Annotated in this window: 20 protein-coding genes; 5 read left to right on the forward strand and 15 right to left on the reverse strand. The window is 40.8% G+C overall.

Features of this window, described 5'->3' with window-relative positions:
• The 15 genes from SFB89_RS10680 to SFB89_RS10750 form a co-directional block, all read right to left on the reverse strand.
• Positions 1 to 780 carry an IclR family transcriptional regulator domain-containing protein gene (locus tag SFB89_RS10680; RefSeq protein ID WP_331774675.1) on the reverse strand — a complete coding sequence of 260 codons (780 nt, stop codon included), beginning with the start codon at positions 778 to 780 and terminating at the stop codon, positions 1 to 3.
• A gap of 12 nt (positions 781 to 792) precedes the next feature.
• Positions 793 to 1,641, reverse strand: coding sequence for a DMT family transporter (locus SFB89_RS10685; RefSeq protein ID WP_331774676.1), 849 nt, complete (start codon positions 1,639 to 1,641; stop codon positions 793 to 795).
• A gap of 96 nt (positions 1,642 to 1,737) precedes the next feature.
• A complete protein-coding gene (pobA, locus tag SFB89_RS10690) occupies positions 1,738 to 2,952 on the reverse strand; it encodes a 4-hydroxybenzoate 3-monooxygenase (RefSeq protein ID WP_331774677.1) in 1,215 nt (404 codons plus the stop codon).
• Between the two features lie 12 nt (positions 2,953 to 2,964).
• Positions 2,965 to 4,839 carry an FAD-binding monooxygenase gene (locus SFB89_RS10695; protein WP_331774678.1) on the reverse strand — a complete coding sequence of 625 codons (1,875 nt, stop codon included), beginning with the start codon at positions 4,837 to 4,839 and terminating at the stop codon, positions 2,965 to 2,967.
• A gap of 52 nt (positions 4,840 to 4,891) precedes the next feature.
• Entirely contained in the window at positions 4,892 to 6,286 is a 1,395-nt protein-coding gene (locus SFB89_RS10700) for a TRAP transporter large permease (protein ID WP_331774679.1), read from the reverse strand.
• Positions 6,279 to 6,785, reverse strand: coding sequence for a TRAP transporter small permease (locus tag SFB89_RS10705; protein WP_331774680.1), 507 nt, complete (start codon positions 6,783 to 6,785; stop codon positions 6,279 to 6,281). Before SFB89_RS10705 ends, SFB89_RS10700 begins: the two co-directional genes overlap by 8 nt.
• Before the next feature lie 12 nt (positions 6,786 to 6,797).
• Entirely contained in the window at positions 6,798 to 7,841 is a 1,044-nt protein-coding gene (locus SFB89_RS10710; protein WP_331774681.1) for a TRAP transporter substrate-binding protein, read from the reverse strand.
• A 35-nt stretch (positions 7,842 to 7,876) separates the two neighbouring features.
• Complete coding sequence (locus SFB89_RS10715) at positions 7,877 to 8,827, reverse strand: Gfo/Idh/MocA family oxidoreductase (protein WP_331774682.1); 951 nt, start codon at positions 8,825 to 8,827, stop codon at positions 7,877 to 7,879.
• Positions 8,827 to 9,681: a class III extradiol dioxygenase subunit beta gene (locus SFB89_RS10720; protein WP_331774683.1), complete on the reverse strand. Its 855-nt coding sequence runs from the start codon at positions 9,679 to 9,681 to the stop codon at positions 8,827 to 8,829. Before SFB89_RS10720 ends, SFB89_RS10715 begins: the two co-directional genes overlap by 1 nt.
• Entirely contained in the window at positions 9,674 to 10,069 is a 396-nt protein-coding gene (gene ligA / locus SFB89_RS10725) for a protocatechuate 4,5-dioxygenase subunit alpha (protein WP_331774684.1), read from the reverse strand. The genes SFB89_RS10720 and ligA overlap by 8 nt, the downstream gene beginning before the upstream one ends.
• A 12-nt stretch (positions 10,070 to 10,081) precedes the next feature.
• On the reverse strand, positions 10,082 to 11,113 hold the full coding sequence (locus tag SFB89_RS10730) for an amidohydrolase family protein (protein WP_331774685.1): 1,032 nt from the start codon (positions 11,111 to 11,113) through the stop codon (positions 10,082 to 10,084).
• The gene (locus SFB89_RS10735) at positions 11,110 to 11,835 is read right to left on the reverse strand and encodes a 4-carboxy-4-hydroxy-2-oxoadipate aldolase/oxaloacetate decarboxylase (RefSeq protein ID WP_331774686.1); all 726 of its coding nucleotides are present in this window, start codon (positions 11,833 to 11,835) and stop codon (positions 11,110 to 11,112) included. The genes SFB89_RS10730 and SFB89_RS10735 overlap by 4 nt, the downstream gene beginning before the upstream one ends.
• A 2-nt stretch (positions 11,836 to 11,837) precedes the next feature.
• Entirely contained in the window at positions 11,838 to 12,713 is an 876-nt protein-coding gene (locus SFB89_RS10740) for an amidohydrolase family protein (protein ID WP_331774687.1), read from the reverse strand.
• Positions 12,710 to 13,810, reverse strand: a complete 1,101-nt coding sequence (locus SFB89_RS10745; protein WP_331774688.1) for a 4-oxalomesaconate tautomerase — start codon at positions 13,808 to 13,810, stop codon at positions 12,710 to 12,712. The genes SFB89_RS10740 and SFB89_RS10745 overlap by 4 nt, the downstream gene beginning before the upstream one ends.
• 233 nt (positions 13,811 to 14,043) lie before the next feature.
• Positions 14,044 to 15,489, reverse strand: coding sequence for an aldehyde dehydrogenase family protein (locus SFB89_RS10750; RefSeq protein WP_331774689.1), 1,446 nt, complete (start codon positions 15,487 to 15,489; stop codon positions 14,044 to 14,046).
• 146 nt (positions 15,490 to 15,635) lie between these two features.
• Here SFB89_RS10750 and SFB89_RS10755 point away from each other — a divergent pair, with 146 nt between their 5' ends.
• From SFB89_RS10755 to SFB89_RS10775, 5 genes are all read left to right on the forward strand, one after another.
• Positions 15,636 to 16,922, forward strand: coding sequence for a sensor histidine kinase (locus tag SFB89_RS10755; protein WP_331774690.1), 1,287 nt, complete (start codon positions 15,636 to 15,638; stop codon positions 16,920 to 16,922).
• Positions 16,919 to 17,668, forward strand: coding sequence for a response regulator (locus SFB89_RS10760; RefSeq protein ID WP_331774691.1), 750 nt, complete (start codon positions 16,919 to 16,921; stop codon positions 17,666 to 17,668). The genes SFB89_RS10755 and SFB89_RS10760 overlap by 4 nt, the downstream gene beginning before the upstream one ends.
• An 89-nt stretch (positions 17,669 to 17,757) precedes the next feature.
• Positions 17,758 to 18,084 carry a c-type cytochrome gene (locus SFB89_RS10765; protein WP_331774692.1) on the forward strand — a complete coding sequence of 109 codons (327 nt, stop codon included), beginning with the start codon at positions 17,758 to 17,760 and terminating at the stop codon, positions 18,082 to 18,084.
• On the forward strand, positions 18,081 to 18,707 hold the full coding sequence (locus SFB89_RS10770; RefSeq protein ID WP_331774693.1) for a hypothetical protein: 627 nt from the start codon (positions 18,081 to 18,083) through the stop codon (positions 18,705 to 18,707). Before SFB89_RS10765 ends, SFB89_RS10770 begins: the two co-directional genes overlap by 4 nt.
• Positions 18,700 to 20,259 (forward strand): FAD-binding oxidoreductase, encoded by a 1,560-nt coding sequence (locus SFB89_RS10775; RefSeq protein ID WP_331774694.1) that lies wholly within the window; start codon positions 18,700 to 18,702, stop codon positions 20,257 to 20,259. Before SFB89_RS10770 ends, SFB89_RS10775 begins: the two co-directional genes overlap by 8 nt.
• Positions 20,260 to 20,706: the final 447 nt, after the last annotated feature.

The following is a 20,706-nucleotide window of genomic DNA, read 5'->3' on the forward strand; positions in this document are numbered from 1 at the left end:
TTAATATCGCAAGGCTTTGATGGCTTTGGTAGTCTCCATAGCGGCACGCTGCAATATTGGCAAAACATTTTTGATGAGTGTCTCTGGGCTATTTAAGCCCGTATGAGTCCCCACATTCATCGCACCTTTTAACTCTTGATTTCTTCCATAAATCGGAACCGCCATCGACAACATCCCCTCTTCTAACTCTTCGACGACCATTTGATAAGATTGTGCACGTTCTGCCTTCATTTTTTCAAACAAAAGATTTGGATCTACAATGCTATTTTTCGTAAATGCCTTTAGTGGCAACGTATCGATAAATGCTCGTAATTCTTCATCAGGCATGTGTGTCATGAAAACACGTCCTGTCGATGAGTAAGCCGTGGGCAATCGTGAGCCGACATGAATCTCTTCATGAATAATCTGTGTCGCAGGAACTCTGGCAATACAGATAATATAATCACCATCCAACACAGAAGTCGAACAAGAGATTTTGCATTGTTGGGAGACAGTTTTCATATTCTCATACGCTAAATCTGTCCAAGGACGTGACGCAAAATAGCTAAACCCCAACTCGATGATTTTAGGAGTCAATGAAAATTGATTGTGGCGTTGTTGCACATATCCTAATGACTCAAGCGTGAGCAATAATCGTCTCGCACTCGCGCGCGTGATATCGAGAGTTTTTGCAACCTCACTCAATGTCATAGATTGGTGCTGACTGTCAAAAGCTTTGATGACATTCAAGCCTTTGATTAAGGTCCCGACGATTTCTTTATTTTCTGTCTGTTTTTGCATGGATACTACTTTTTAATTTTTTTCTTTAGCGATAATAATACCACCTAAAATAATAAATACAATGCCTATTATACCAATAATATTGGGTAAATTGTCTCCTAAGACTAATCCAATTAACAGCGAGAACAAAATGACAGAATATCCAGTCGCTCCTACGATGACGGCATTAGCCGCACCATAAGCTCGTGTCATGTAAATTTGTGAAATGGAAGCAAAAGTACCAATTCCTGCTAAATAAAACCACTGAATGCCCTGAGGCATAATAAAATCACCCATAATAAAATCAAAAGTTTCACTAACATAAAAGTGAGAAACAATCATCGAAAAAATCGGAACCAACAAGCCAATACCCATAAAACTCAAAACGATAGCACGCGTATCATAGTAGCGTTTTAATTCTCGAATACTCGTAAATGCCAAAGCCGCACAGACCGCATTTAAGAGTCCAAAAATATAACTTTTATGAATCTCTCCACCCGGTTGCATCACCAGTAACATACCGATAAAACCGAGCAACATTGCCAAAAGCCCTTTAAAACCAATCTTCTCGTGTAACAACAAAAAGGCAAAAAGTGCTGTAAATAATGGCGATGTCCTAGAGTACGTCACCGCATCTACCAAAGGAATGTGGGTAATATTATAAAAATAAGACAACATAGCAATGAGTCCGATGGCTCCTCTGAAAAATAGGAGCCACGGTTTTCCTCCAACATGGCGCATCGGTTTTTTGACAAAAGAGAGACTGATAACCAGAACCCCCAATATATTTCTAAAAAATACAATCTCAATCGTAGGCAAATCTTTTGAGACCATCTTGACAAACGCACTCATCAAAGCCAGGCATACTGATGAGATTAACATCAGCAGTACCCCTTGATTTATGGAGATATTTTTCCCCCTCAAGGGGTTAAATCGATACATGTTACTCATTTTTATCCAATTTTATTTCACGCTTATCTATTTTACTTTTTCATAAGGCAATCCCGCATATTGCTCTGCTATCACTTTTTTACCTGCTTCTGAGCTCAAGTAGTATCGTGCTTCAGAAGTTGCTATACGTGTATCAAAAGCTGATTTCGTTGTTTGGAAATCATGCAACATATTGGTCATCCACCAAGAAAATCTCACCCCATTCCAAATACGTCTGAGACAGATCTCAGAATATTGTGCGATGCATTCGGTATTGTTTTCCTTATAGACCTTTGTCAAAATTTCATACAATGCCGCTACATCTGATGCAGCAAGATTCAAACCCTTTGCTCCTGTTGGTGGTACAATATGTCCAGCATCACCCACTAAAAACAATTTCCCGTATTGTAACGGTTCACAGATAAAAGAACGCAAAGGTACGATACTTTTTTCAATACTTGGACCCGTTATGAGTTTTTCAGCAGCACTTTTTGGTAATCGTTTCTTTAATTCCTCCCAAAACGCTTCATCAGACCAATCTTCCACGGTATCACTGAGTGGCACTTGGAGATAATATCGTGATAAGACTTGTGAGCGAAGGCTCGCCAATGCAAAACCACGATCGCTCTTACAATAAATCAACTCATCATTAACCGGAGGGGTCTCACTCAATAGTCCTAACCATCCAAATGGATAGACTTTTTCATACTCAACACGTTTTTCTTTAGGAATTGTTTGTCGACTCACCCCATGAAATCCATCACAGCCTGCGATATAATCACACTCTATTTTAAACGTTTTCCCATCTTTTTCATAGGTCACATAAGGGTGTTCCCCTGTGACATCATGAGGCTGTGTATTGGAGACTTCATAAACACTCTCCAAACCCGCAGCACTTCTCGCTTCCATCAGATCACGCGTGATATCGACTTGTCCATAAATCACCACCGTATCGCCTCCGGTAAGCTCTTTGAGATTTACTTTAATGCGCTCATCATTAAAAGCAATTTCAACGCCTTCGTGCACTTCCCCTTTGGTATCCATGTTATGCGCCACGCCTGCTTCTCTGACAAGGTTAGCAAACCCTTGCTCTAACACACCTGCTCGAATACGCCCCAGGACATACTCACCACTCACGCGCTCTAAGATGATATTTTCAATTCCCTGTTTGGCTAGTAATTGTCCCAATAAAAGTCCCGAAGGACCCGCACCAATAATCACCACCTGTGTTTTTCTAGTCTTCATTGTTTTTGTATTTGACATGTTGTCTCCTTTTTATTTTTTTATTAATATTTTTGAGAAGAATCGCTCTAATTCCTCATACGCATTCAAGGGCACAACATGTGCCACATATTGGTCAGGCCGCACAATCACCAAACATCCTCTCTTGCGATCAATGCCTCGCATCTCAAAGATATCATCACCATTTTTGAAATCAGGGGCATACATCTTTTCATAATCTTTAAGACCATAGCGCCCAATGGAAGGTTTTAATAAAGGGGGCATGGCTTCAAAATCTATATCATGATGATGCTGTTGGAACACACCATAGAGGCTTATAACCGCATCAATATCTTCATTTTTTTGAGTATATTTCACGATAGGTGACTTGGGTGATTTCTCTAAAAATTCACATAATTTCGTGATGGCACTATTGGAATTGGCTGGATTTTCATGACCGGAAAATGCATACAATCGCCATCTAGTATCTGCTTTAATCGTATCACCAAGATGGATGCGTTTGCCATCAGCCAAGCGAATAACAGGAGCGGAGTGAAACCGTTTCCCAATCTCAAATCCACGAGCCAGACTTTGCCATGTCGCTTCTGCTGTCAATATTGAAGGGGTATATTGTACTGATAAGCCTGCTGTGAAAACCCCACCTTGAATAAAATGATCTTTGACGCTCATGGCTTCTTCTTTTATAGAAGCGCCCATGACACGAGACCATTTATGATCATAATCAATCAAACCTTGCGCCACCGCTTGGCGCTCTGCAGAATACGTATGCAACAATGACGCATCACTTTGCCCCATCAGCACTGAGGCCAGTTTCCATCCGAGATTAAAGGTATCACCCATTGATACATTCATCCCTTGACCTGCTTTTGCACTGTGCGTGTGACAGGCATCTCCTGCGATAAATACATGCGGCAAACGTCTGTTTTGTTCATCATGTGGCACATCATCAAATTTATCCGTGACACTATGACCCACTTCATAAACCGACCACCATGATACTTCTTTGGCTTCAAAAGTATAAGGATGGAAGATATTTTGAGCCGTAGCAATGAGTTTCTCTAAGGTCACTTTCTTGCTTTCGCCTCGGGTATTAATCTTATCAAGCTCAACATACATACGTACCATATGTCCGCCTTCACGTGGAATCAATAAAATATTGCCATGGGAAGCAGACTTGATAATACATTTGAAACGAATATCTGGAAAATTTGTCACCGGTAAAACATCCATAACACCCCATGCTTGATTGGCATAATCTCCCTTTAATTCTCGACCAATCGCATTGCGCACCAGACTACGAGCACCATCACAACCCACGACATAGCGTGCACGCACGGTTTTTACCTCATCCCCACATGCTAATCTCACAGCAACCGGATAGGCTTCATCAGGTTCGATTTTTAAATCCATCAACCGATGTTGATAATCCACTTCCAGTCGAGAAGGAGAATGACGCATCACCTCAAGATATTTATCATGAACACGTGCTTGATTCAAAATAATATGCGGCATCTCGGAGAGACCATCTTTGACATCTTGAACCCGTGCATCACGGACGATATGAGAACTGTTTTTGGTATCTGGTTTCCAAAAATTTGTCTCATTGACCCAATATCCCTCTTTCAAAACATCCTCAGCAAATCCAAATGCCTTGAACATTTCCATCGAACGACAGGAGACACCATCGGCTTGTCCTAACACCATAGGGCCCTCTTTTTGCTCTACAATTCGCGTCTGAATTTGCGGATAAGCAGCCAGTTGTGCTGCTAGTGTCAGCCCTGCTGGGCCACTACCAATAATCAAAACATCCAATTTTTCTGGCACGGCACCTTGGATACCCTCACGTCCTTTTGCGGGTGTAAAAATCTCAGGACTTCCTGCATGGAAGCCATTTAGATGAAATTGCATGATCGTCCTTTTCTTTTTTTATATCGTGTCCATTGTGATAAATAATGTTGCATCAGCCGGCTAACCATCTTGGGATAATGAGCACCAGCGTGGGCGCTAAGAGCAAGATAGTAATCCTCAAAATTTCTGCTCCAAAAAATGGCATGACCCCTTTAAACGTCTCTGCCATTGGTACTTTTTTTGAAATCTGTGAGATGATAAAGACATTCAAGCCCACCGGAGGGGTTATCAATCCTAATTCCACTACAATCAAAGAGAGAATGCCAAACCAAATCTTTAAATCACTCAAATTCAACCCAAATGTCGCACTATCGGCACTCACATATTCGCCACCATTAAGGCTCACTAAAACGGGCCAAATAAAAGGAATAAAGACCAAAATCATCGCCAAAGATTCCATAAAAAATCCGAAGATAATAAACATAATCAAAATCCCGATGAGGATAAGCCATGGATTAATCTGTGCATGCATCGCCATATCTGCCATCGCTTGAGGAAGACCCGAACGGCTAAAAAAACCTTTCAGCACCTCAGCACCAAATAATATAAAATAAATCATCGCACTCGCACTCGCGGTTTGCACCACACTATCTTTTAATCTTTTGAGCGTTAATCCCTCTCCTTTGCCTCGCGTTCTTAAAAAAAGACCGTATCCCAAAATGATAAATACGCCAGCTGCAGCAGCAGGAGTTGGGGTAAACAATCCCAAGCCTAAGCCTAAGATAATCGTACCAAACACCATAACAACCGGAATCAATCGAATCAAAGCTTTGTTGCGCTCTTGCTTGCTCAAAGGTTTTGGCAGTGGCGCTAATGCTGGTTTTAATTTTACTTGGATGATGATAGCCAAGGTAAAAAATAAAATAGCAATAATCCCCGGTAACAATGCAGCTTGAAACATCTCAATAATAGAGGCTTGCACGACTGTCGCATAAACAATCAATGCGATAGAAGGAGGAATCAAGATTCCCAGTGTGCCACCAGCTGCTAGTGTTCCTGTCGCAAGGCGGGGAGAATACCCCAAACGATCCAGCTCTGGGAGTGCGATTTTTCCCATCGTGGAAGCCGTGGCAAGAGAAGAACCAGACACCGCTCCAAACCCCGCACACGCCCCAATAGCCGTCACCGCAACACCGCCTTTGAATTTACCAAACAGCACATTCATCCCTTGAAACAAATCTTTGGCCAATTGCGTATGACTCGCAAGATACCCCATCAAGATAAACAGAGGAATGACCGATAAATCATAATTAGCAACATTGGCCCATAAAAGACTTTTAAATTGCTTGATATAGGGAATAAACCGAATATACGACTCAGCCAAAGAGAGCGCATACGTCCCCCCAACTCCCGTCACTATCATCGCTAAGGCAACAGGGGCACGAAGGGCTAAAAGGATAAAAAAGACGCCAAGTCCTACCAATCCAATGATTTCAGTATCAAGCATGAACGTGTCCTCTTTTCTCAAATAATATTTGGTAAATGAGCACTAAAGCCCAAAGAAATAGTGATATCAACCCAGGAATATAAAAGCGCCATTCCTCCCATCCTAAGATTCGTGAGAGTGCATTGTCACCTTTGGATTCTAGCATTCCAAAATACATCATGATCATCAAAAATATCACCAAGCAAAATGTCAAACTTAACCATATTTTGTCTAGTATCATGAGCCATTTTGTGGAGAGACTATCTGTGAAAAACTCAACAGAAATATGCCCGCGCTCCAGTTGCGTCCAGGGGAAGAACATCAGCGCAATTGAGCTCACCAGCAAGCGTACCAAATCTTCATATCCTGGTAAACCTTCGACACTATAACCGTAATTTCTCACGATTCTATCGATACCTGATGCGCTAATATCTATCACGGTCGTGAGGATAATAATCAGCAATAATATCCCCGCTAAGTAAACCCACCACAGGCATAATTTTCTTAGTTGATTCTCCACAATACCCACCTTTTATTTACTAAATTCTTTAATCGCTTTGCGTGCACTATCGACTAGTTTTTTACCATCGATGCCTTTGCCATCTGCTTCTTTAATCCATCGATCGACGACTTTTTGTCCCACTGCATCAAATTCCTTCATTGCCTCAGGCGTTAAATTAATCACTGCGCCACCTTTGGATTCTCGCTGCAATTTTATGCCCGGTTTTTCGACATCCATCCAGATTTGTCCTGCACGTTTGGCAAATGCTTCTCCAGAGGCATCATCAATGATTTTTTGCAAATCTTTTGGAAGAGAGTTGTACTTATCTTTGTTCATGAGAAACAAAAATACTGAAGTTCCAAATCGCTCATTTTTAGGTCCGAGTGTTGAATATTTTGTCAACTGATATAATTTATAATCAGGAAAAACCTCAAAAGGAACAAAAGCACCATCTAGTGCGTGTTTTGAGAGTGCTTGAGGTAAGGCTGGCAATGGCATTCCAACCGGAACGCCACCTAAATCAGAGATATACCAAGCACCCGTTCGTGATGGTGTTCGCATCTTGAGACCTTTGAGATCTGCTACTGATGTAATTTTTTTATCAACAGTATGGATGGAATTACCAGCGGCTACATAAACAAGGAGTGGATGAACGGCTTTATAATCTGCTTTGATTAAATCAAAGTTTTTTCTAATCGCCAAAGTTGTCGCTAACGCATCACCACGGTGTACTGTTGGTAATTCATAAACTTCTGTTCTTGGAAATACGCCCGGGGTGTATCCTGCTAGGGTCCACACAATATCTGCAGTTCCATCTCGCACTTGAGTGTAGAGTTCCCCTGGCTTGCCACCAAGTGTCATCGAAGGGAAAAGTCTGATTTTGATTCTCCCTTTTGATGCTTTTTCAATCGCTTTGGCCCATGGCATAATCAAATCTTTATTGGTAGCTGAACCTCCTGGCATAAAATCTGACACAACCAATGTGATAGGCTTCTCTTTTGCGAAAAGCGTCCCGGTCATCATGATACAACCAAGCGCAAGGGATGCGCCTTTGATAAAAATACTATTTTTCATATTACTCTCCTGATTTTTTGAGTATAAAAAGTGACTTACGAAACACCTTGGGCTAGTTTATTTTCAAGCGCATCTAAAATCTTCATCGCAGATAACGCTTGTGCTACGCTTGCATTGGGTTCTCTTTTCTCTTTGATGGCGGCTATAAATTCTCGATCTTGCAACTCGATGCCATTCATAGAAACCGCGACCTTTGAGACATCGATTTGATTTTCTCTTCCATCATACAAATCATCATAGCGCGCTAGATAGGTTCCATTGTCACAGATATAACGGAAAAATGTTCCAAAAGGGCCATCATTGTTAAACGATAACGACAGCGTACAAATGGCTCCTGAAGCGCTTTTGAGTCCGATACTCATATCCAATGCAATACCGAGTTCTGGATGAATCGGTCCTTGCATGGCTTGAACTTGTACGATTTCTTCACCGGTTTGATACGCAAATAAATCAACCGTATGGCATGCGTGATGCCACAATAGATGATCCGTCCAACTTCGTGCTTCACCGAGTGCATTGGTATTGGTTCTTCTAAAAAAGTACGTTTGTACATCCATTTGTTGGATATTTAATTCCCCTGCTTTGATTTTATTGTGAATCCATTGATGTGAGGGATTAAAACGCCTTGTGTGTCCAGCCATTGCTACCAGTCCCGTCTCTTTTTGGACATCCACAATCGCTTGAGCGTCCCGCAAAGTATCGGCCATCGGAATTTCTATCATGACATGTTTTCCTGCACGCATACACGCGATTGCCTGACTGGCATGAATTTGTGTCGGAGAGGCGATAATAACGGCTTCAAAATCTTTTTTAAGTGCTTCTTCTAACGAAGTCGTCCACTCTTTGACACCAAATTCTTCTGCTGTTTTTTTTGTACTTGCTTCTCGTGCACCTACAACACAGACTACCTCTGCATCTTCAATTTGTGATATAGCTTGAAGGTGTTTTTTTCCAAAAGCACCATTACCGACTAAACATATTTTCATTATTTGCCTCCTTTATTTTGATTTTCTAATATAATAAGTGAATAGTTTGTATTTGAAACCGGTGCATGCATAAATCGATACACCTCATTTACTTTATCATCCATCGCCCCTCTCATGACAAGCCACATAATCGCTTCAATTCCCTCAGATCCGGTCTCTCGTATCAATTCAGTATGGGAGATATCTTTGGTAGTCAAAGGATCATTGACCAAACCTGTGAGCCATTTTTGATCATAATCTTGATTGATAAGACCTGCTCTTGGGCCTTGAAGTTGATGGGACAATCCCCCGGTTCCTAAAATGGCTACTGTGATATCTTCAGGAAAAGAATCCACCGCTTTTCGGATGGCTTTTCCTAAGTTATAACATCGATTTCCTGTTGGTTGCGGATACTGGACCACGCCCACATAAAGTGGGATGACTTTGCAAGGCCACTCGCTTGGTTGATCGTATAAAATAGAAAGTGGCACGGTAAGCCCGTGATCGACGTCTAATTCATTTGACATGACAATATCAAATTCATCAAAAATCAAAGACTCCGCAATATGTGCTGATAAAGCCTGATGCCCATAACACGTCGGCACGTTTCTTCTCCCGTAACCTTCATCCGCTGGCAAAAACTTATCGGCCATACCGATACCAAATGGAATCACGTCTTTTAAAGAAAAATTTGACCCATGATCATTATAGACGACAATGCACACATCGGGTTTGTTCTTTTTAATCCATTGGCGTGCGGGTTGAATGCCATTGATAAACGGTTCCCAATAATCCCCCACCATCGTACCACTATCCATAACATGCCCTACTGTCGGGATATGCGAGGTCCCGATCCCTCCAATAATCTTAGCCATTTTCATTTTCCTTTTTACTTCTATTGCCCTCAATCGGACGTCCACCATCAATCATCATCTGTCTAAATTCTGCTTCGCTCATCCGCGGAACGGCTTGCATTCCTCCGGCTGATTGCATCGAGTGTCCTAATACCGCAGCGATTTTAAAAACATAATAAATATTGCCGCCTAATTCTAAAAGTTTATTGATATCACGCTTTTTGATCGCATCTTTTTGTGCTTCGCTCATATCAAAAGTGTCCAGGTAGGCTGCTTCATTGTTCAAAAATTGTTCTCTACCTTCTGCTCGGTTGAGTGTTTCACAAAACTTATTGAGCGCATACCCTTTTTGTGCTTGCTCAATATCAAATACATAGGTGCCGGGGATATCATGATAATCTTTCTTCATAGGGGTCTCCTGTTACTTATTGTTTTCAATATGCTGATTAATACGTGGGAAAACTTTACGAATATTGTCTTCAAAAATCATCTGTTTTTTGGCATCACTGATTTTGGCACCATCGATATATCGTTTGGTATCATCAAAATAATGCCCCGTTTGTGGGTCAATCCCTCGCACCGCACCAATCATCTCTGAGGCAAATAAAATTTGCTCTGTCGGTACGACATCAACGAGTAAATCAATCCCTTCTTGGTGATAGACACACGTGTCAAAGTAGATATTATTTTCAATAATGCTATTGAGATCATCCAAGCCCAACATATCTGTAAAGCCTCGAAATCTTCCCCAATGATACGGTACCGCACCCCCACCATGAGGGATGATAAATTTGAGTTCTGGAAATTCTTTAAAAATCGTTTTGCTCATCATCAGTTGCGTAAACGCTGTCGTATCTGCCCCTAGATAATGTGAACTCGTAGAATGAAACGCACAATTACATGACCCACTCACATGAATCATCGCCGGGACTTGTAATTCACACATTTTTTCATACAACGGATACCAATATTTATCATCAAGCGGTGGCACATCATTCCAAAATCCACCAGATGGGTCAGGATTGAGATTACAACCAACAAAGCCGTATTCTTTGACACATCGTTCCAACTCAGCCGCACTGGTTTCAATTCCATATCCTGGAGATTGTGGAAGTTGTGCGACGCCAACAAAGTTTTTCGGATACAAATCTGAAATTCTATGAATCAGCTCATTGCAGTGTTCACTCCAATTTTTACTGGTGGTGATATTACCAATATGATGTCCCATCCAGCTGGCTCTTGGCGAGAAGAGTGTCAAATCAGTACCTCTATCTCGTTGCAATTTTAGTTGATTGTTTTCGATACTTTCTCGCAATTGATCATCAGTAATATTGATAATCCCCTTCACATGTTCAACCAATGGATCGACAGCCAACTCTCTTTTTTGTTGTTCTCTATACTCTCCAAGCTCTTTGGGTGCTGTTGTGTAATGTCCGTGACAATCTATAATCATGATAATGCTCCTTTTTCGATATCTTCTAATCTCTCAACATACTTCAGTCCTGCTTCTTTAAGACGCTCTCGCATTTTGTAGATGTCCAATCCAAGCACTCCTTTTTCAAACTCTTTTCTTTTCATCGCCTCATTGGCTTCGCGTGCTTCACCCGCTTTTGCTGTCTCTTCAGCATTTTCGATAGCAACCACACAGATCCCATCATCATCTGCTACCACAACATCACCCGGATGAATAATCTGTCCACCACACACGATAGGTACGTTCACAGAGCCGAGTGTATTTTTCACCGTGCCTCTGATGCTCACCGCTTTTGACCACACTGGAAATTGCATCGCTTTGAGATCACGCACATCACGAACACCGCCATCAATCACCAAACCTTTCACCCCTTTTGAGAGGGCAGAAGTGGCCAATAAATCTCCAAAGAAACCATCATTGCATTCTGTTGTGACACCAACCACCAAAATATCTCCAGGTTGACAAAGCTCCATAGCAACATGCAACATCCAATTATCTCCCGGTTGTGCCAATACGGTCACCGCACTGCCTGCGATTCTGCTACCCTCATAAATAGGGCGCAAATATGGTTTTAGCTGTCCGATTCGTTTTTGTGCTTCATGTACGGTTGCCGCACCGAGTCTTTCCAATCTTGCAATCGTATCAGGCGCGGCTCTATTGATATTTTTGACTGCTATTCCCAAACTTTTTTCTGTTATCATGATCAATCCTCAAATCCATATAATCTTGCTGGATTATCCACAAGAATTTTTTGTTGAAGTTCTGGATCTGGTGCTATTAGCGGAACCAAATCCAACAAATCTGCATCATTGGGCATGTGCTCTTTGATGTTTGGATGAGGATAATCCGTCCCCCATAAAATCCGATCTGGTGCTACCGCTACCAATCCTTGCGCATAAGGAATCGCGTCATAAAAAGGCGCACCAGCAGCAGAAATTCGCTCAGAGCCACAAATCTTAACCCACCAATTTTCTTTTTTCATAAAGTCTAATAATATTTGATACGCTTCTTGTCCCACACCTTTTGATGTAGGGACTCTCCCCATGTGATCCACCACAATAGGAAGATCAAATTTTGCAAAGAAGTCTGCATATTTGATAATATCCTCAGCATTAACATGAATAACTAAATGCCAACCAAGTGGCGTCACCTGTCGGATGACTTTTTCCATCATCTCTAAATCAGGCGCACCGCCAAGATGCGCAACAAAGTTAAAACGAACCCCACGCACACCGTTATCATTGAGATATTTAAAATCATCATCACTAAAGGTATCATCTGCGATACAAACACCACGGTAATGCCCATGACTGCTTTGAATCGCATCAATCATCGCACGATTATCGGTACCATGACAACTCGCTTGTACCAATACCGCTCTTTTGATACCCAGTTTGTCGTGCATCTTTTTGAGATCCTCTTTTGGGGCATCTGGTGGCCAATAGGTCGCTTTTTCCGAATAGGGAAATGTTGCGTGTGGGCCAAAAACATGACAATGGGCATCACAAGCATGAAGCGGTGCTTTATATCGTGGTTGTTTCGTATTTTTATCCGGGGCCATACAACTTTTCTTTTTCAATTTTTTTCCTTATTTAATATTTTTAATGTAGCATCTGTGAGAAATGCTTCTCCTTTGCTCAATAATCTCGCCGTCCTTAATAGTCCAGCTTTTTTGATAACGCGCATACCCTCTTGGTATTCACTCTCTAATCTGACTATAAATTCTCCACTAGGATGTTCTACTGAGATGGTTCTATCATTGCCTTTTGTAGCAGCGACAAACTCATAGGCGACAGTCCCTTCGTACAAACAAGAACTGGCTACGGATACCGCTCCGAGTACACCAATGGACGAGTGGCAATTGTGCGGAATAAACGTTCGCGTACAAATATCTCCCCTCTTAGTCGCTTTTGCAATGATGCTGACTTTTGGAATCACTTTGTTGCTGACATCTCCTAATCCCATCAATACCCCCGCCTTTAAACGAATGGATTCTATTTTTTGTCGAAAGATGGGATCACTACTTAGGGCATCGCAACTCTCATATCCTGTTTTTCCAAGATCTGCTGCTTTGATAAGAATCACAGGCATTCCATTGTCAATGCACGTCACAGCCGTATCATGAATCCAATCGGTTTGCTTTCCACTAGGAAACAGTGAGCCACAAATCGAGCCTTCAATATCCATATAATTACAGATAATTGGAGCAGAAGTCCCCGGCACGCCATCAATCCTCGCATCACCCGCATATGTAATTTGTTTATTCGGTGTTTGTAGTACCAATTCACAAATATTATGGCTATTAATCATATTGACCCTAACATGCGTGATGTCACCAGTGACGGTCACCATCTGAGATTCGATGGCAAAAGCACCCACACCAGCTAAAATATTGCCACAATTAGGGGAGGAATCCACTCGATTCTCACCGACGACTACTTGAACAAACAAATAATCAACATCCGCTTCAGGATGGCTCGAAGGAGATATAATGGCCACTTTACTCGTCAGTGGATTGGCGCCACCTAATCCATCGATTTGACGGATATCTCGCCCGACTATATCAAGAATAATTTGATCTCTTTGCTCGATATCTTCGGGTAAATCCGCTTTATTAAAATAAATGCCTTTGGAGCTTCCTCCACGAATTTGCATATAAGGAACAGAATTTTTCAATAGTAACCTTTCAATAAGTTCGTATAACGAACACTTGTACGATTATACTAACACAAAAAATTTTCTATGCTTCAAAAAATAAGAAAAATAAGAAAAAATTTTGGTTATGTGTGCAATATTTACACAATATTTACATAATTTGTATCAGACTCGATACCTCGAAAAAGAGAGGAAATCTCCATCTCTTTTTCCCACTTATTTGTCATAAACGCCTGATAATAGGGCTATTACAATCAAAATGGATATTGGTGATTTAAGTGACCTTCTAGAGTAATCCATTTGAGTTCAGTCATCTCTTCGATTGAGAAATGTCCACCTTCACGTCCCATGCCACTCTCTTTAACGCCACCAAAAGGAATGTGCGCTTCATCTTGAATTGTTGGACCATTGACATGAACCATACCGGTTTTTAATGATTCTGTGAGCTTCAAGGCGGCACTAAGATTATCCGTAATGACAGCAGAGCTCAAACCATAGCTTGAGTTATTAGCAATTTCTAAAACGTGCTCAAGGTCTCTGGCTTTAATAATAGCAGCAGCTGGTCCAAAAGCCTCCTCATGAAAAATCGTCATCGTATCTTTGATTTCAGAGACTACTGTTGGCTTATAGAAACATCCCTCATGTTCACGTCCAACCAGTAAATGTGCCCCTTTTTCCACAGCATCATCTACCAATCCATTGATGTATTCACATTGCGCTTCTTCAATCAATGGTCCAATAATAGTGGTAGGGTCTTCTGGATTTCCCACTTTAAGTGTTTTGACTTTGGCTGCAAATTTTTCACAGAATTCATCATAAATATTGGCTTCTACAATGATTCTAGAACCGGCCATACAAATTTGACCTTGATGCATAAAAATACTAAATGCGGCCGTATCCACAGCATAATCTACATCAGCATCTCCCAAAACGATTGTCGGACTTTTACCGCCGAGTTCAACCGTACATTTTTTCATATGCATCGCAGCAGAAGCGGCTACCAACTTGCCCACACGAGTCGAACCGGTGAGTGTAATCATCGCAATACGTGGATCGGTTTGAAAGGTTTCACCTAAATCTTGGCTAGAACATGGGATGATATTCAAAACACCATCAGGCAATCCCGCATCGCGAAATACTTCACCAAAAACAAGACCACAAACGGGAGTGTGACTTGAGGGTTTGAGCACAAAGGCATTACCAGCAGCTAAGGCAAAAGCAAACTTTTTAGTACTCAAAATCATCGGAGCATTAAAGGGTGAAATTCCCGCAACCACACCTAAAGGGCGGCGAATACTATAAGAGAGCACGCCCGGGTCATTGGACGTAAAGGTCTCTCCAGATACCCGTCTAGCCTCACCTGCTGCAGTTCTTAGAATGTCAGCAACCATGCCGATTTCAAACATACATTTGGCGATCACCGAACCACTCTCTTGCATCAAAATGGTTTTAATTTCATCAGCACGGGCCTCAAAAATATCCGCAGCTTTGAGCAACACACGCTCTTTTTCTCTAGGTGCTGTTGCTGCCCATGACTTTTGGGCGACATAAGCACTCTCAATGGCATCTTCTATATCTTGGGTACTGGCCATGTGAACACGAGCAAAAAGTTCACCATTGGATGGGTTAATATCATCAATAATGGTTCCATTTGATGATGCTTTGTCTTTTCCATTGATAAATAATTTATATTCTTTCATTATTTATATCTCCTCTTTTCATGAATTTTTAGCACCGTATGCTTGTTTAATATTTTCATCATAAATAAAATAAATCGCAAAAAAATCGCAAAATTCTACTTAATAGAAATTAGAGTATAATTTGTAAAATTAATTCGAGGTTTGTTATGATTTTGCACAAAATATTAAATAGATTAATTTTTAATCCCGAATATATCCCGAGCCGATTCTCTTTAATTTTTGCGATTGTGGGATGTACGGGCATTATACTGCTTGACCGTATCATTAATCTAGATCTCGTTGAAATTCCTCCCTTTGAAGTGGGTATCGGCTATACTCTTGTTATGGCACTAATACTCTATTTTTTACTGCGCCACATGCTCAGTCTTATCAAAGAGACAGAAGCCTCCTATTTAGCGGTAGAAAAAAGAGAAAAAGAGAGTCTGCGCCTGTTTAACTTTGCCCTTGACAATAGTGCCGATGCGACGTATTGGTTCACTTTTGATGGACATTTTTATTATGTTAATGATGCCGCATCTCGGATGTTGGGGTACTCTAAAGAGGAGTTACTTCGCATGAATCTTTGGGAGATGGATCTCAATTTTTCTACCTTGCAAGCTCAAAAATTTTTACAAAAAATCAAAGAGGTCAAGCATACAACATTTGAAACCATGCAAACCCGCAAAGATGGTAAAAACCTACCTATAGAAGTCTCTGCTAATTATTTTACTCACGAGGGAGAAGAGTTCATCTGCGCTTTCGGACGCGATATTAGTGAACGTCGCAACTATCAAAATGCAATCGAATCGGCAAATGAAGAATTAACGAAATCCATCGCAGAAAAAGAGACCCTGCTCAAAGAGGTCCATCATCGTGTCAAAAATAATCTTGAAATTATCTCGAGTCTTTTGAGCATGCAATACCGTCGTGTTAATGATACCAATATGCGTATGATTTTACAGCAAAGTCGCAGTCGTATCCATACGATGTCATTGGTGCATGAATTTTTATATAAAAGTAAAACACTGGATGATATCAATCTCAATGATTACATCCAAAGACTTCTGACAGATATCATCTCCTTGCATGCCCAAGACCATGCAAACATTACACTCAATATCGATATTCCGCCCATACATTTTTCTACTGATGCTTCAATCCGCTTAGGTATGGTCTTGCATGAATTATGTGTCAATTCTATCAAATATGCTTTCAAAAACCGCAATAATAATGTGATTAATATTACTTTAAAGCTCAAAAATGAGATAATACATGTATGTGTAGCAGATAATGGCGTGGGGATTGAAAATGTCCAAAGCCTCTTAGAGAGTAACTCTTTGGGTATTCAGCTTATCAAAACCATAACAGAAGAGCAGCTAGATGGAGAGGTTGCCTTTCGCTTAGACCATGGCCTTGTCTGTGATATCTATTTTCCAAGGAAGGCAGTACAATGAAAAAAAGTACTATCATGATAGTAGAGGATGAGAGTATCATCGCCCTCAATATCAAAGAGACTCTTTTTGAATTGGGTTATGATGTCTTAGGTATCGCCACAAATATTAAAAAAGCACTCGAATTATTAGAGAAAGCTACTCCTGATCTCATATTAATGGATGTTTTTTTAAAAGATGGCGACAACGGTATTGAACTTGCCAAAATCATTAACAAAAAATATGCGATTCCCATCATCTTTCTTACTGCAAATTCTGAGCTTCAAACCATCGCTCAAGCAGGAGAGAGTTCTCCTTATGGATATCTTGTCAAACCTTTTAAAGCGACGGACTTACAAAGCAATATAGAGATTGCCTTACAACGCTTTAGCCAAGACCAAGCGCAAAAAGATCAATTGAACAAAATTAAAAATCTCAATGATTCGTTAAAAACAAAAATTAAAAAGGATGCGACACACGCCTCCCAACTCGTCGCGCTCAAAGATGGTTATATGTTTGATAGAAAAGAAAAATCTCTTTATAATGGAGAGACGATTATCCCGCTCACACAACGTGAGAAAAAAGTCATGGATACGCTCTGTGCCAATGTCGGGCATGTCACCTCAATTGAACAGATAGAAACCGCTGTTTGGAATGATTATCCCGCCGGTTATGCAGCGCTTCGCTCTCTTTTATTTCGCCTTCGGTTGAAACTTCCAGAGGGGATGATTACCAATACAAGCGGTAGTGGCTACAAGATTCATCAATAATATTTTTTAATCATTGCGATTTTTTTGCGATTAATTCTCCTTATAATTTTTTAACGGTTTGCAAACCGCTAATCTTAAAAGGAGATTTTATGCAAAAACAATATAAATCTATGAGACTCCTAGCGATGGCCAGTCTAATATTTTTAGGCGTTTCTCCATCTGTAGCGAGTGAGAGATATTGGAAAGATGGGCAACAAGCTTACACCCAAGTATGTGCTTATTGTCACAATATCGGAGTCGGTCCCGATAGTGTCAAAATCAAATTTCCTGATGATGCCGTCGCATTTCGTACCAACAACATCATACAAGTTGTACGACATGGGCTCAATGCAATGCCAGCATTTCGAAAAACGGAAATTGATGATGCCACGTTGCGAGACTTAGCCCACGGTTTGGCCACAGGAAAAATCAAATGAAAACGGTCGATACAAAACGCAGATCTGTGCTCAAAGGAGCATTGGTGACACCGGCTATTATCGCACTTGGTTCTCATTTGCATGCAACACAAAACCAACAGCAAAAAGCATTGGTTCTTCTCAATCATACTCCTTATGCATCAGCATTTTTAGAGGGTATGAAACAGGCAAATACGACAAACATCCAGGTGAAATACATCGATATTCTTCATGATTATCACACCTTTACATCGCTCATGATAACCCACTTAAAACGTGGAACTATGACATCCATCACGGGGCTTTTGAGTGAAGCGGATTATCAACTTACCTTAGCCTACTTTCAAAGTCATGGTATCAATCTCAAAGCAGAAATCTTTCACCAAGTGAGTCATAGCGGTACCCGACACCATATTACAACAGCGCACACGGCAACGAACGTTATTTCAAATGCAAAAAGAACGTTAGACCAAAGCAATCAATGGGCTTTTTTAAGCGGTCATATCCTCAGTGGTACTAGTGCCCCTACTTCGTGCTCAACTTTCAATCATATTGACGAGCTCACCCTTTCACGAGATGAACAAGGTCATACCAATCTTATCTCATTTCTAGCAACTATTAGTAAGGAAAAACAGTATGTCTAAATACTTATCCCTCCCAAAAGGAGTCACAGAAGAGACTTTTACAAAAGCAATCGAAGCGTTTAAGAAAATTTTAGGTGATGAAAATGTTTTTATCAGTTCAGAAGAGCTAACACCTTATACTAAAGTCTTGGTCCCCATCAAGAAAAAAAATCATATGCCAAGTGCCGTGCTCGTACCGCATAGTGTGGAAGAAATTCAAGCCATTTTGAAAGTTTGCAACCAATACTTAATACCGATTTGGACCTTTTCTACGGGCAAAAACTTTGGTTATGGTAGCGCCATGCCAGCTAAAGCCGGTACGGCACTGATGGACTTACGTCGCATGAATAAAATCATCGAAGTCAATAAAGAGTTAGGCTATGCCCTAGTAGAACCCGGTGTCACCTACCAAATGCTACACGATTATATCAAAGAGCACAAACTGGGTTTATGGTTAAGTTGTCCCGCACCTAGTGCCATCGTCGGACCGGTGGGTAATACTATGGACCGGGGTGTTGGTTATACTCCTTATGGAGAACATTTTATGTTTCAATGCGGTATGGAAATCGTTCTAGCTGATGGTCAAGTCCTACGTACCGGTATGGGTGGCATCGAAAATTCTAACTCATGGCAAGTATTTAAATGGGGGTTTGGACCAACACTAGATGGGATTTTCACTCAATCAAATTATGGAATTTGTACCAAGATGGGATTTTGGTTGATGCCAGAACCACCGGCATTTAAACCCTTTTGTATCTCCTTTCCAAATGACTCGGATATTGTCGAAATTGTTGATACGCTAAGACCGCTACGAATCGCCAATATCATTCCAAATGCCTTTACGATTGCCAACACCAGTTATGAAGCGGCTTCAGTCGCCAATAGAAGCGACTACCACCAAGGCCCCGGATACATCACGGCAAAAGAGTTGAAAAAACTTCAAAAAGATAAAAACATGGGCGCATGGAATGTGTATGCCGCACTGTATGGTGACCCTGCTTCTATTGAACACAATTGGAAAATCGTTCAATCTGTATTTGCTAATAATAAAAAAGCGAAATTCTATACCGAAGAAGAACTAGGAGAAGATCCCATCTTCAAATATCGCGCCAAACTTATGAGAGGAGACCCGACACTCCAAGAGTTTAGTCTTTACAATTGGAAAGGCGGTGGCGGTAGTATGTGGTTTGCACCGGTTGCTCCGGCTGAGGGAAAACACACACTCATACAACAAGAATTAGCGACCAAGATTATGCACAAATATGGTTTTGATTATGTCGGTGAATTTATAGTCGGGTGGAGAGACATGCACCACATCGTCGATTTGCTTTATAATAGAAATGACCCTGAAGAGATGCAGCGAGCCAAAGAGTGTTATATTGAACTCGTGCAAGAGTTTGCAAAGCTTGGTTATGGAGTTTACCGTACGCACAGTGGTGCCATGACAGAAGTAGGAAACACGTATGGACCGGTCATCAAAGATGTCTTTCATAAACTCAAAAAAGCGCTTGACCCTAACAATATCTTAGCTCCTGGTAAATCGGGTATTGATTTATCAGAGTATGAGGGTTAGGAGCAGAAACACTATCTGGCACAGAAGCACTCGCGTATCCCTCTTCTGTGCCTCTTTTTTGCTTCCTTTACATCAGGCTCCATTTCTCTCATCAGAAGCTCTTAAAAACACTCCTTTATCCTCTAAAAACACTATCATGATATACAAAATCAGCAAGAGAAGAACTTTAATAAAAAATTAAGAAAAAGCACTCATTTTGCTCAAAAAAGCTCTCATAAGGGGGATAAATTGACGAAAAAAAGAAAGACTTTAATCACCAATTAGCATCATTTTATCGTCTATTTTTACATCATGATAATATTTGTTGATGACTCAGAAATATTTTTCTTTTGAAGAAATAAAATGCCTATATTATCGAGGTTTCATGAGACAATATGGCACATATTTTGCAAATATCATAAATCACAAAATCTCTACATTGGTGTAAAAATTATCCTCTTTTATTAT

Source organism: Sulfurospirillum sp. 1612, from assembly GCF_036556685.1.
Taxonomy (GTDB): Bacteria; Campylobacterota; Campylobacteria; order Campylobacterales; family Sulfurospirillaceae; genus JAADIZ01.